Annotated in this window: 16 protein-coding genes; 11 read left to right on the forward strand and 5 right to left on the reverse strand. The window is 29.4% G+C overall.

All coding sequences use genetic code 11. The annotated features are described in order from the left end of the window. Window positions 1-127 precede the first annotated feature (127 nt). The 6 genes from ACJDTP_RS12505 (at window position 128) to ACJDTP_RS12530 (ending at window position 4,806) form a co-directional block, all read left to right on the forward strand. Window positions 128-1,513 carry a [FeFe] hydrogenase, group A gene (locus tag ACJDTP_RS12505; RefSeq protein WP_406761374.1) on the forward strand — a complete coding sequence of 462 codons (1,386 nt, stop codon included), beginning with the start codon at window positions 128-130 and terminating at the stop codon, window positions 1,511-1,513. Beyond that, entirely contained in the window at window positions 1,514-2,083 is a 570-nt protein-coding gene (locus ACJDTP_RS12510; protein ID WP_406761375.1) for a 4Fe-4S dicluster domain-containing protein, read from the forward strand. A 4-nt stretch (window positions 2,084-2,087) separates the two neighbouring features. Next, on the forward strand, window positions 2,088-2,699 hold the full coding sequence (locus ACJDTP_RS12515) for a molybdenum cofactor guanylyltransferase (protein ID WP_406761376.1): 612 nt from the start codon (window positions 2,088-2,090) through the stop codon (window positions 2,697-2,699). Between the two features lie 235 nt (window positions 2,700-2,934). Beyond that, complete coding sequence (gene moaA, locus ACJDTP_RS12520; RefSeq protein ID WP_406761377.1) at window positions 2,935-3,891, forward strand: GTP 3',8-cyclase MoaA; 957 nt, start codon at window positions 2,935-2,937, stop codon at window positions 3,889-3,891. 4 nt (window positions 3,892-3,895) lie between these two features. Beyond that, window positions 3,896-4,366: a cyclic pyranopterin monophosphate synthase MoaC gene (gene moaC / locus ACJDTP_RS12525; RefSeq protein ID WP_406761378.1), complete on the forward strand. Its 471-nt coding sequence runs from the start codon at window positions 3,896-3,898 to the stop codon at window positions 4,364-4,366. Between the two features lie 8 nt (window positions 4,367-4,374). After that, window positions 4,375-4,806 carry an MOSC domain-containing protein gene (locus ACJDTP_RS12530; RefSeq protein ID WP_039773827.1) on the forward strand — a complete coding sequence of 144 codons (432 nt, stop codon included), beginning with the start codon at window positions 4,375-4,377 and terminating at the stop codon, window positions 4,804-4,806. Between the two features lie 220 nt (window positions 4,807-5,026). Here the strand turns inward: ACJDTP_RS12530 and ACJDTP_RS12535 are convergent, their stop codons facing one another. From ACJDTP_RS12535 to ACJDTP_RS12550, 4 genes are read right to left on the reverse strand one after another with little or no spacing between them, the layout of a single operon-like run. Continuing rightward, on the reverse strand, window positions 5,027-5,530 hold the full coding sequence (locus tag ACJDTP_RS12535; RefSeq protein WP_039773745.1) for a hypothetical protein: 504 nt from the start codon (window positions 5,528-5,530) through the stop codon (window positions 5,027-5,029). Window positions 5,531-5,534: 4 nt separating this feature from the next. Continuing rightward, complete coding sequence (locus tag ACJDTP_RS12540; RefSeq protein WP_023975227.1) at window positions 5,535-5,840, reverse strand: hypothetical protein; 306 nt, start codon at window positions 5,838-5,840, stop codon at window positions 5,535-5,537. Next, window positions 5,821-6,357 (reverse strand): RNA polymerase sigma factor, encoded by a 537-nt coding sequence (locus ACJDTP_RS12545; RefSeq protein ID WP_023975226.1) that lies wholly within the window; start codon window positions 6,355-6,357, stop codon window positions 5,821-5,823. Before ACJDTP_RS12545 ends, ACJDTP_RS12540 begins: the two co-directional genes overlap by 20 nt. Window positions 6,358-6,361: 4 nt before the next feature. Beyond that, on the reverse strand, window positions 6,362-7,327 hold the full coding sequence (locus ACJDTP_RS12550; protein ID WP_406761379.1) for a DUF4097 family beta strand repeat-containing protein: 966 nt from the start codon (window positions 7,325-7,327) through the stop codon (window positions 6,362-6,364). A 356-nt stretch (window positions 7,328-7,683) separates the two neighbouring features. Here ACJDTP_RS12550 and ACJDTP_RS12555 point away from each other — a divergent pair, with 356 nt between their 5' ends. From ACJDTP_RS12555 to ACJDTP_RS12575, 5 genes are all read left to right on the forward strand, one after another. Further along, window positions 7,684-8,139 carry a DUF3990 domain-containing protein gene (locus ACJDTP_RS12555; RefSeq protein ID WP_173708598.1) on the forward strand — a complete coding sequence of 152 codons (456 nt, stop codon included), beginning with the start codon at window positions 7,684-7,686 and terminating at the stop codon, window positions 8,137-8,139. Next, complete coding sequence (locus ACJDTP_RS12560; RefSeq protein ID WP_406761380.1) at window positions 8,132-8,578, forward strand: hypothetical protein; 447 nt, start codon at window positions 8,132-8,134, stop codon at window positions 8,576-8,578. The genes ACJDTP_RS12555 and ACJDTP_RS12560 overlap by 8 nt, the downstream gene beginning before the upstream one ends. Window positions 8,579-9,103: 525 nt before the next feature. Continuing rightward, window positions 9,104-10,384: a sensor histidine kinase gene (locus ACJDTP_RS12565; RefSeq protein ID WP_406761381.1), complete on the forward strand. Its 1,281-nt coding sequence runs from the start codon at window positions 9,104-9,106 to the stop codon at window positions 10,382-10,384. Then, the gene (locus ACJDTP_RS12570) at window positions 10,377-11,039 is read left to right on the forward strand and encodes a response regulator (RefSeq protein ID WP_077308507.1); all 663 of its coding nucleotides are present in this window, start codon (window positions 10,377-10,379) and stop codon (window positions 11,037-11,039) included. Before ACJDTP_RS12565 ends, ACJDTP_RS12570 begins: the two co-directional genes overlap by 8 nt. Window positions 11,040-11,146: 107 nt before the next feature. Beyond that, window positions 11,147-11,914, forward strand: coding sequence for a hypothetical protein (locus ACJDTP_RS12575; RefSeq protein WP_406761382.1), 768 nt, complete (start codon window positions 11,147-11,149; stop codon window positions 11,912-11,914). Window positions 11,915-12,305: 391 nt separating this feature from the next. On the opposite strand, the gene ACJDTP_RS12580 is transcribed toward ACJDTP_RS12575, so the two are convergent. After that, window positions 12,306-13,124, reverse strand: coding sequence for a MerR family transcriptional regulator (locus ACJDTP_RS12580; RefSeq protein ID WP_406761383.1), 819 nt, complete (start codon window positions 13,122-13,124; stop codon window positions 12,306-12,308). Between the last annotated feature and the right edge of the window lie 88 nt (window positions 13,125-13,212).

A 13,212-nucleotide genomic window follows, 5' to 3' on the forward strand; every position in this document is an offset into this window, starting at 1 on the left:
TTTAAATGGGTGATTTTAAATTTCAATGAAACACTACACACAACATGTCACTTATTTCTAGTGTAGATATATATTTAAGGAAATATAAAGTTTTTGATATATATTATAAAAGAAAGGAATTTAGTTTATGGATATTGGTTTTGTAAATATTGATAAAGAGTTATGTACTGGGTGTCAGCAATGTGTTGAAGTATGCCCTGTAAATGCAATACAAGGTAAAGCGGGACAACCTCAAGAGATTGATTATGATGTTTGTGTTTCTTGTGGACAATGCATACAGGTATGTAATTCTTATGCATTTGAAAATAGAGAAAACAGCTATGCAATAGAAGAAAAAAGAAGAGCTAGAGGCTTACTTGAAAGTGTAAAGGAACCGGTTTTTGCAGCGTTTAACAAAGGAAATACAGCTAAAGTGAAAGAGGCTTTACATAATGAAGAATTATTTACTATAGTTCAATGTGCACCAGCTGTAAGAGTTTCTTTAGGTGAAGAATTTGGGCTTAAGCCTGGTAGTTTAACGGCTGGTAAAATGGCAGCAGCATTACGAAGATTAGGTTTTAACAGGGTTTACGATACTAACTTTGGTGCGGATTTAACTATAATGGAAGAAGGCAGTGAACTTATAAAAAGGGTAACAGAAGGTGGAAAATTACCAATGTTTACTTCTTGTTGTCCTGCCTGGGTGAAATTTATGGAACAAAGCTATCCAGAGCTTTTGAATCATCTTTCAAGCTGTAAATCACCACAACAAATGGCTGGAACAATTTTCAAAACTTATGGTGCTAAAATAGACAAGGTTGACCCTAAGAAAATATATAATGTAGCTATAATGCCATGTACTTGCAAGCAATTTGAATGTGATAGAGAAGAAATGCAAGATAGTGGTTTTAAGGATGTAGATATAGTTATTACTACAAGGGAATTTGCTCAGCTTATAAGAGATAAGGGCATAGATTTTAAAAATTTAAAGGATGAAGAGTTCGATTTACCACTTGGAAGTTATACTGGAGCTGGTAATATTTTTGGAGTAACTGGTGGTGTAATGGAAGCAGCACTTAGAAGCGGCTATGAGATGCTTACAAAGAAATCTATTCCTAATTTGGAGCTTAACTTTGTACGAGGCAGTGAAGGAATTAGGGTTGCAGAAGTGAAATTGCCAAAGATAACATTAAAGGTAGCAGTAGTTTCAGGTTTGAAAAATGTAGTTCAAATACTTGAAGATATAAAAGAAGGAAACTGTGAATTTGATTTTATTGAAGTTATGACTTGCCCAGAAGGCTGTGTAAGCGGTGGTGGGCAACCTAAGTTTATCTTGGATACAGATAGAAGAAATGCTTTGGTGAGCAGAAAAAAAGGTATTTATAAACATGATTCTGAACTTGAAATAAGAAAATCTCATGAAAATCCTTTTATAAAAAAATTATATGAAGAGTTTTTAATAGAACCTCTTGGTGAAAAATCTCATCATCTACTACATACAAAGTTCGTTTCAAGAAAAAAGGAGGAAATATAAATGAATAATTTTGTTATAGCAAATCCCAAAAGATGTATAGGCTGTAGAACTTGTGAGGCTGCATGTGTTGTTGCACACTCTGAAGAAAATATACTAGTGCAAAGTAAAGATAAGGTTAATTTTAATCCTCGCTTAAAAGTTATTAAAACAGCAGAGGTGAGTGCTCCAATTCAATGTAGACATTGTGAAAATGCTCCGTGTGCTAATGCATGTCCAAATGGTTCAATTATAAATAAAGACGGAGTAGTGTTAATAAATAAAGATACTTGCATAGGATGCAAATCTTGCGCAATAGTTTGTCCTTTTGGTGCCATAGATATAATAGTTGAACATAAAGCTGGAGAGAAAGTTATTCAAAAGGGGTTAATGTGTGATAAAGACGGAAAGCTAGAACATAAAGAAAGATTAGTTGCAAACAAATGCGATTTATGTATAGGTAGGGAAAATGGTCCTGCTTGCGTAGAGGTATGTCCTACAGAAGCATTAAGATTAGTTGAATCTAAAATTATAGATGAAGACATTTCGGAAAAGAGAAAAAATGCTGCAGCTAATTTAGTAAATATATTATAAGTGTATGAATGTGGAAAGTTTTAAAACAGCAGTGATACTTGCAGGTGGAAAAAGTTCACGAATGGGTTTTGATAAGCAGTTTTTAAAAATTAATGAAGTAAGAATTATGGAAAGCTTAATTCATGAACTAAGTAAAGAATTTGAAGACATAATTATTGTCACAAATAAGCCAGAAGAGTATAAAACAGCAGAAAACGGAATAAGAATAATTAGCGATGAAATAAAAGATATTGGTCCTCTATCTGGAATCTATGGTGGGCTTAAAGAAAGTAAGAGCCAATATGTATACTTTATAGCTTGTGATATGCCTAATGTAAACTTAAAGTATATTAAGTATATTAAGAAAGTGCTTACAAATAGTAAAGCAAATGCTTGTGTTGCTAAAAGGGAGAGTAAGTTTGAGCCTTTTAATGCTTTTTATTCTGTAGATATATTGCCTAAAATTGAAAAACTTATAACACTTAATAAAAGATCTATAGCGGGATTAATTGATATTATAGAGCCCCTTTTTATTGAAGAAAATGTTTTGAAAAAATATGATTATTCTTTTGATATGTTTATGAATCTTAACTCAAAAGAAGATTTAGAAATATATAAGGAACAATCAAAAAAATAACAAGTCCATTTGCCAGTCTACTTTCCATCATAGGAAGCTCGACTCGCATGTGCTCGCTGAGTAAGCGATTCACGCCAAATCATAGATTTGGGTTCTCTGCTCATCGGCAAATTGACCTAATAGGCCCGCTATGAGGGCAATTTATCTCCTTGTCTGATGAAAAATAGCCATGGTAACTTTGGAGTTGTTATTTATTTTCATGTTCCTAATAGAAAGAATAAGCAGGAGGAAAATTATGTTTGATTCGTATGGCAGAAAGATAAATTACTTGAGAATATCAGTTACAGATTTGTGTAATTTAAGATGTAAATATTGCATGCCTGAAAAAGGAATAGATAAGATGTGGCATAAAGAGATTCTAACTTTAGAAGAAATAGAAGCCATTACTAAAAACTTTGTTGAATTAGGTGTAGATAAAGTTAGGATAACTGGGGGAGAGCCTTTAGTAAGAAAAAATATTTTAAAGCTAATTGATGGTATAGGTAAAATAGGCGGAGTTAGGGATTTAGCTATGACTACCAATGGAATTCTATTAAAGGATTATGCTAAAGATTTAAAAAACGCAGGTCTTAATAGACTTAATATAAGCTTAGATACTTTAAATGAAGAAAAATATTCACAGATAACTAAGGTAGGGAAGATCAAAGATGTACTTCAAGGTATTGAAGCAGCTAAAAAGAGTGGGCTCACTCCAATTAAATTAAATGTAGTTTTAATAAAGGACTTTAATGAAAATGAAATAGAAGACTTTATAAATTTAACAAAATATGAGGATATAGAAATAAGATTTATAGAACTTATGCCAATAGGTACTCTAAAGCATTGGTCATCTAATAAATATATTTCTAATGATACAGTTTTAGAAAATATGCCAGAATTAATAGAAATAGAACCAGCAGATATTTCTTCTCCAGCAAGATATTTTAAACTTCCAAATGCAAAGGGGAAAGTCGGGCTTATTAATCCTATATCATGTAAGTTTTGCGGAAATTGCAATAGAATAAGATTAACAGCAGATGGAAAACTAAAGTCATGCCTTCACTCAAACTCCGAAGTGGATTTAAAGAAATTGCTTAGAGAGGGTAAAGATGTAAAGACAGTGATTACCGATACTATTAAAAGCAAACCAAAAGAACATGAATTAGAGAACGGAAATTATATTAATAGAGAAATGACAGCAATTGGAGGTTGATTTTATGGAATTTACTCATTTTAATGAAAAAGGAAGAGCTCATATGGTGAATGTGAGTGAAAAGGATGAGACAAAGAGAGTTGCTATTGCAAGAGGATTAATTAAAATGAAAAAGGAAACTGTAAATTTGATAAAAGATGGCCTTATTAAAAAAGGTGATGTTTTATCAGTTGCCCAAATTGGCGGAATAATGGGAGTAAAAAAAACCTCGGATTTAATTCCTATGTGCCATAATATTTTTATAACAGGGTCTGATATAAATTTTAATATAGGTGAGGAAGAAATAGAGATTGAAGCAACAGTTTCAACAGTTGGGAAAACAGGCGTTGAAATGGAAGCATTAACAGCTGTAACAACTGCAGCCCTTACTATATATGATATGTGCAAGGCTGTTGATAAGGATATGGTAATAGAAAATGTTCGATTAATAAAGAAAACAGGCGGAAAAAGTGGAGAATATATAAGGGAGATTTAAATAAAATGATGGCTAAAGTATTATCAATAAATATCAGTGAAAAAAAAGGTGTTATAAAAACCCCTATAAAAGAAGGAATTTTCATAGAAGAGCATGGCTTAAAAGATGATGCTCATGCTGGAAAATGGCATAGACAGATAAGCTTATTAGCTCAAGAAAGCATAGATAAAATGATTAAAATGGGGATAAGTGACTTAGATGCTGGGAAATTTGCAGAAAATATAACAACTGAAGGTATTATTCTTCATGAATTGCCCGTTGGGACAAGATTAAAAATAGGAGAAACAATTCAGGAAGTGACACAGATAGGAAAAGAATGCCATAAAGGTTGTGCTATAAAAAATCAAGTTGGCACGTGCATTATGCCAACAGAAGGAATCTTCACAAGAATACTAAAAGGCGGAGTGATTAGATCAGGAGATTCGATAGAAATTTTATAGTGGCTAGACATCAGATAAAAGAGCAAAGGAATTTATGCAAGAATATTGAGAAAAGCTAAAGCAAACTCATTTGCCCAAGGAGATAGTTATTTTGAATTTTGCGGACAAGGGATAATGTCCATTGTCTCCACCATAACCATGAAACCCACTACCATTTGCATGCTGCTTGAATAGCAACTTACAGATGGTAGTGGGTTTTTATGAGTAAGGTATTCAATTTTTAGTCTCTTTTCTTAAATAAAGTAAAAATACCTATGACAATAAATATTATAGGAATAAAATATTGCGAAGCATAAGATCGGATATATTTATAAATATCGCTATCTATAAAAACTTGATTTAAGATAGATAAGATTCCAAGAATAATTAAAAAGGAACCCAATATTACCCAACCTTGTCTGTTAATTCTTCCGTTCCATGTAGGAGTTACGCTGTAAGAATTTTCTGTGTTAACGTAATTCTTAAAGATAAATTCAGAATCAGGTACATATTCTCCGCGTTTTATTTTATTTGAAACAGCAAATGTATCGAAGAAAGTATAAAACCATATGCAAATTTTAATTAAATGAGATAAGAAACCAAGTCCTATAAAAGATAAAATAGGCCCAATAAGCATATATAAGAATAAAACCTGAACTCCTTTTTTAATTAGGCCATGATACATATATCCAACGCCAGGAATGCAGGCAGTTACAAAAGTAAGAAAACTATTTCTATTGTTCATATTTTCACTCTCCTAATTGTTTTATAAAATTAATAATAGAATGTTGGTTAATTTCAGTAATTACAGCTTTGTCAAAAAAACGTGATTCAAAGTTTGTAATGTGCACCTGAAGACTAGTAATACTAAGAAATATACTAAGTAAACCAGCAGCAATTAAAGCGTAGGAAGGGATTAGATTATTTCTCTTAGAATCAGGAAGCTGCTTTTTATGAAGTTTTTGCATTAGTTTTTTATTATACTCATCAGATACGGTTATATTTTTAAAGGAATTAATAATTATGGTATCAAAATCATCTCTTTTGTTCTGCATAAAATGGAACCTCCGTTTCAATAATATTTTTTAATTTATTTTTAGCTCTATAAATTCTCCCTTCAATTGTTTTTAAAGGTAAGTTTAATATATCTGCAATTTCTTTTTGAGTTAATCCAATATAATAATATAGTACAAGCGGGGTTTTCAAATTTAGTGGCAGAGATTGAATGCTTTGCCGTATAAAATTTTGATTGTCTATATCCTGAGTAGATTCATTAGAAAAGATAAAGAGACCAGTTAAAAAATTCTTAATGCTTCTTTTTCTTGTATAATCTATACATTTTGAAGTTGTAATTTTGTATAAATAAGTGGAAAAGGAACTCTCTTCTCTAAATTTATCAATATTATTAAATACGCTTATAAAAACCTCTTGGGATAAATCTTCTGCCTCATAATAATCAGAGGTATAGGAATAACATAAGGAGAGAATTCTTTTTTTATAAACGTCTACCATGTAAATAAAAGCATTTTCATCTTTGGTTTTCATTTTTTCAACGAATTCTTGCTCCTCCATTTCTTCACTCTCCACTATTTATTTTAATGGTTCCATTATTTAATTTAGCTTTAACTATGCCCTCACCAGTACCGATATTTTTAGAAATTCCAGAGTTGACTCTTTTTTCATTATTTATTTTGCATGTACCATGGTTTATATCTGTATTGATTGATAAGTTTTTGTCTTTTGAGTCTAAAGAGATTGAACCATTATTCATAGAAATATCAATATTTTTACATAAATTATTGTTTAAATCTATTTTACCATTTTCTAACTTTAGAGACGAATTAGGAATGTCACCTTGTAAATCAAATTTTCCATTAGATGCATTTATATTTAAAGCATCAAGTCTTATATCACTATTACTATCTACATTAAGGTTAGCCCCATTTATAGAAACATCACATCCTTCAGGTAAATAGATAGTGGCTTTAATTGAGTCTATATCATCATCTACAATTTTTAGTGTGTAACCATTTGAATCAGTTATTGGATTCAATTCATAATCCTTTGAAGTATTATCTTGCTTTACATATAATTCAGTGTCTATAGTTATTTTATTGTCAGTTGCTTTTTCTATATTCAGTTTACCATTTACTGTTTCAAAATTTAGGTTACTACCAATGGGATCTAAAGTGATTTTTTTATCGATAGATTGTAAGTTTTTACTTGTAAAGACATTATCAAAGAAATTTGTATCTAAATTAAAGGAAGAATTATTTTGTTTTATATTATTAAAAATGTCTATAGATATATTTGTGAAAAAGAAAACTATTATTATAAGAAAAACGAGACCACTTATTCGTATTCGTTCATTTTCTTTTTTGACTAAAGTGTAATACAAAATTTCTATACCTATTAAGATAATAATTATTGGCCAAAATTTTATGAGCTTTCTTCCTAAATCTGGATTGTTAGAATTAATCATAATCCAAATGCCTAAAAGTATAAAACAGATAGCAGAAGTTGTTGTACCTATTTTTCGCATATAAAAATCCTCCGTGAATTTTATTTTCATATATTTAGACGTAAGAGATACATGTAATCCCACGTTTAAAATAAAAAATTAAATATATATAGAATACACCTTTGCCAATACCTATATAGAGTATATATCGGAGATGCGCATGGGGAAAATTATTATGAATGAAATTGTTAAAAGCTTGTAATCTAATGAAATAATGACTTTGTATGAAAAATTAAAAATATCATAGGAGGCTTTTTAATGTCATGAAAAAGAAGGAAATAGAATAAATGATTATGAAATGGTTAAATTGATAGAAGAAAAGCTTTGAAAATGATATAATAGCAGTAAGAAATTAGAGGAAGCTAGGTGAGTATTTTATGTTGTATCATGCATCGGGAGAAGTAGTAGAATTTCCAGAAGTAAGAAAAAGCAAATATACTAAAGATTTTTCATGGGGATTTTATTGTACAAATAATTTTGAACAGGCTAAAAAATGGGCTAAAAGAAATAGAGAGCATGCTACAGTTAACTATTATACTTACAGAGAAAATAAGAATTTGAATATATTAAAATTTGAAAAGATGACAGATGAATGGCTAGATTTTATTGCAGCTTGCAGAAAAGGAAATATTCATGATTACGATATAGTAGAAGGCCCAATGGCTGATGATACTGTTTGGAATTACGTAAATGATTTTTTAGCTGGTGAAATTACTAGAAGTATTTTTTGGGAGTTAGCAAAATTTAAATATCCTACTCATCAAATTAGTTTTCATTCATTGAAGGCATTGGATTGTCTTAAGTTTGAGAGGAGTGAAATTATAAATGAATGATGTTGAAAAAGATAATTTATTTTACGTTTGCTCGCTTATAGAGTATATAGGAAGGAAAACTAAAAATAGAAGATCAACTATAGTAAAAATGATGGGAAAGAAAGAACTAGAAAGACAGTTAGAACTTGCAGAAGTTAATCATTGCTTATCATTTGAGGAAGTGTCAGATGAGATAATAGAAGAGTTTGATATTAAAGAAGGGGATTTTGATTCAGTAGGTTTGTGCAAATATACTGTTCCAAGTTTTCAAGCTATAGGTAAAGAATATCAGAGATTAATAATCGATGTTCTGTCAGAAGAAAATAATGTGATAGATGTGCTATATTCGGTATTTGAATCATTTATTAGTGATGAAATATCAGACTTTAACTCATCGGTATATTATAGTAGTCCAGAATATTTGAAGTATTCTTATTTAGAAGGCAAATTATTAGTATGATCGGAAAGATGATTTTAATAAAAATTGTATGACTTGATTTATGAATAAATCATTTTGATGTTATATTCTAGATATAGTAATTGCATTTGAACAAGAATCTTTGCTGTTTTTTTATAAGTCAGTATTATTATACTATTATTAGAATACGTGGATTAAAGCTTGTATCATCTAGAAAAAATTATATTAAAGGATTAAAAACATTAGGATTAAATGATTTTTAATTTTATTGTGGTGCTTATTTATAATTGAAATTGAATCTATTTTTAAAGTTAATATTACAAACGGTGTAGAGCTGTCAAAATGAAACTCATGAAGATTTATAATTTAGATTTTCGTGGGTTATTTTGCTTACGGGTTTTGGAGTTAAAACTTTTCTTTCATTTATGTTATACTAATTATAATTAATATTTAGGAAATTATGGGTTTGTATTACAAATAAGGTTGTTAATATAAACTGTAATACCATATGAACAACAGCATAATATTTACTTTGGTTAGATTTATATTACAGATAAGAGGTATAACATGAACCAGTTTGATGAGCTATTGTGGAAAAATGAAATAGAAACAAATAAAACAGTATCAAAGGCAATGCGTATTGTTTTGTATTTTTGCTTTGCAGCAGGGTTTTTAAATTTAATTCATGTATTTGATGCGGTACAGAATGTTATGGTAAAAATGAATGTATTACTTATAATTCCTCTTTTGCTGCCAACAATTTTAGTAGATATATTTGAACTTAAGAAACCATGGACAAAGTATTTGATACTTACTTGTGCTGTGATTTCTACAGGAATATGTTATACATTATTAACCTTTCAAACAGTTTTAATGTTTGTTATTCCAACAATATTAGCATCTATGTATTTTAGAAAGAAACAGCTTATAGTAGTAATTATTGAATCAGTATTTAATATAGTGATAGCTCATTTACTTAGCTTTTATTTTTTGATGGAACCATGGGTTGAACCCTTTACTGGATTAAAAAATATAATGCTATATGGAGCTGTGCCAAGAATACTTCAATATTTATGCTGTGGATGTTTATTTTATATATTATGTAATCGTACTTCTGGACTCATGCTTAATTACCATAAGTTTATAAAAGATAAAGAGGTTTTTGAACTAGAAAAATCTATTGCTTTGCAGAAGATAAAATATGAGGAGCGGGAGCAGGTAAGCAGAGATATACATAATAGCGTTGGTCATACAATAATGGCAGCGATTATGAGTTTGGATGCGGCAGAAGCAGTCTACAATATGGATTCTAAAAAAGCAATAGAAAAAATAAAATTTGCTAATATAAGAATGCGTGAGAGTCTTGAAGCCATTAGAAAAGCAGTACGCGGGGTAAATACAAAAGAAAATGGACAAACTATAGAAGATGTGATGAAATTAATAAATGCAAATGTTGAGAAATTAAAAAAGGATTTTAATCTCAAAATAAGAACTAAAATCGATTATAGTGAACAGCAATTAAAAATGCAGGATATCTGTATCGAAAGAATTGACTTCTTAATAGGAGCATTGCAGGAACTAGTTACAAATAGTGTAAAGCATGGAAATGCAACGGCTATTATTGTTATTATAAATGTAGATAGAAATAATATAAATATAATAGTTCAGGACAATGGAACAGGTATACAAATTATGAGAAATTATGAGCAATTATTGGACTCTGGATTTGGAATTAAAAAAATCAGAAACTACTTAATTTCTATAGGTGGGATTTTAAAAATAGAAAATCAAGAAGGACTTCTGGTAATGCTAAAAATTCCAACAAGAGCAGGTGATGAAAATGAATAAAATTAGAATATTGATAGTAGATGACGAAAAACTTCTTTTAGAGAGCCTTGAGTTAATCTTATCTATGAATGAATCTTTTGCAATAACAGGATTAGCACATGATGGAAAAGAAGCATTAGATATTTTAGAGAAAGAGCAAGTAGATATAGCATTAGTAGACTTAAATATGGAAGGAATGTCGGGACAGGAATTGATATTAAAGGTAAAAGCAACATATCCTAAGATGAAAATACTTGTTTTGACAACTTTTTATGATGAAGAAAATATTGTGAAGGCAGTGATGCATGGGGCAGATGGATACTTATTAAAAGATGCAGGAACAAAAGTTATTGTCCAAGGAATTTTTAATGTTATGAATGGCCAAAGCATGCTTGATAGTAAAGTAATGACTGCATTAGCAAATATAATGTCAAAATGCTCAAATGAAAATACAGGTAAAGAAAAATATCATAATATTGATTTATTAAAAAATTTAACTGAAAGAGAAATAGAGATTTGTCAGTTGCTTTCAGATGGATATACAAATTCTCAAATAGCAGAATTCTTATATATTTCTGAAGGTACAGTAAAAAATTATATAAGTACTATTTATGATAAAACAGAAATAAAGGATAGGACAATGTTAGCTTTAAAGCTTGCAAAAATATTTTCTTAATAATTGAACATGAACAGAGTCATATGAAAATAATGACTCTGGTTACTTTTTTATGAATGATATTTTAGTTATTCTATAGAAAATGAAGAAGAAATGAGGAAAAAGAAATGAAAAGAAATAAATCGTTTAAAGTATTTGGAATTATTTTTGTGATAGCTGCATTACTTATTTTTATTAATCTTATACCAACTCTTAGATTAAAAACATCAAATATGCATGTTATTGAAGGGGAATGGGTGAATGTTTATTATGAAGATGAAGAAGCGGCAGCTAAGGATGTTTTTCAGTTAGCCAATGCAAGAGCAGGTGAATTAGCTAAAAAATTAGGATTTAGTGAAAAGCAAAATATTAATATTTATATTTATGACCATCAGTCCACAATGCAAATGAAAAAATATGGGCTAATAGGGCCAATGTTAGGGCTAGACTGGTATATTGGTGACAATATAGGAACGAATGTTATATTGACATCGCCAGCAAATCCAGGAAAGGTCCATGACTATGATAATAATAAGCAAGCTGCTTTACATGAAATGGTACATGCCTATGTAAGTATACTAAATCCACATATTAGATTATGGTTAACTGAAGGAACGGCTTTATATTTATCCAATGCAGAACCTTTTTACAAAAGATATGTCTATAATATGCACATTCCAACTTTTTCAGAAATTAAGACTAGCAACCCAGTCAAATTTTCAAAGATGGGAGGTTACACCTTTGCCAATACCTATATAGAGTATATAGATAAAAAATATGGGTGGGAAAAATTAATGGAGATAATTAAAACAGAAGATTATGAAACGGTATTTGGAAAATCTGATGAAGATATATACAATGAATGGGTTGATTATATTAAAAATTATTATCAATGAAATAGTTAAGAGGATGTAAATAGCTTATAATCCAATTGAGATTATGGCTTTTTTGGGAAAAATAGAAATATCATAGAAAGTATTTTTATGTTTAATTCAATTTTTTGTATGAAATGCAGAAATGTTGGTTTTATATATATGTTGCAATTTACAATGCACATTTCACAATTACAGCTAAAATTCTTACAATAATTTTGGAAGTATGATGAAGAATTATTTTTGCAATACATATATAGATAAACTAATTATAAGCTAGGGTTATACTATGAAATATATATCAACTGGAAATAAGAATTATGCTTTTGTGAAATGTTTCATTAGAAACTGGAATAACAGCATAATTCCTATTTCGGCGACCCATATGCATAAGTTCAGGCCTTAGTTGGGATATTTACATATGATGCATTATTTGAAGCTCCATAAAATAGTCATACTTTGAGGAAACAGATAAATCTACCATCTTTGAGACTAAAAAAGCTGTATCATCAAGTTTCATATTTCTTATATCAGCATATTTAGTTATATTGTTTATTGCGGACATAGTATTTTCTTCTGAGTAAATAAAGCTTTGATTAATATAACGACCTTCACGCAAATTTTTAAATTTTAGCTGAGGAATTTTTTTATCAGAGAATACACCGAAACCTTTGACATTTAAATTTTTAGTCTTCGTATATTCTGATAAGGAGAATAATAAGCACATAGTGTTATATTCTGTAATATCTATATTAGTAATATTAGATATATGTCTAGTTACATGCTTGTCAATGTCATAAATAGAAGTATTAAGCTCAAGATAATAAAAATTTCTGCTCATTAGATATTGTTCATATGTTTCAATTTTTTTAGGGGATTTCTTTAATTCTTTTATATCAGATATCATACTATCTGTAAGCTGCTTTGAATATTCGATGGCAGCTATCTTTTTATCCAGCTGTTCTTTGTGAGACTCTAAAAATGTTAATAGTTTATCATAATCTTTATTTTCATCAAGTATATTTTTGATATCTTCTAATGGGATTAACAGAGTTTTATTTAAATATCGAATTACATCGATTATAAAAAGTTGATCATAACTAAAATATCTATACTTAGTGTCTGGTGAAATATAGCAAGGTTTTAGTAAATTTAAATGGTCATAATGACGCAATATCTTAGTTGATATATTCATATAGCGAGATACTTCTCCGATTGTATATAGATTTGTCATTTTTTTCACACTCCACTATTGACTTTACCATTATGGCAACGTTTATATTAATAGTATAAAGTAACTTTTGTACAAGAGTCAAGAAAAT

The sequence above is a fragment of the Candidatus Clostridium helianthi genome, assembly GCF_045310795.1.
Lineage (GTDB): Bacteria > Bacillota > Clostridia > Clostridiales > Clostridiaceae > Clostridium > Clostridium helianthi.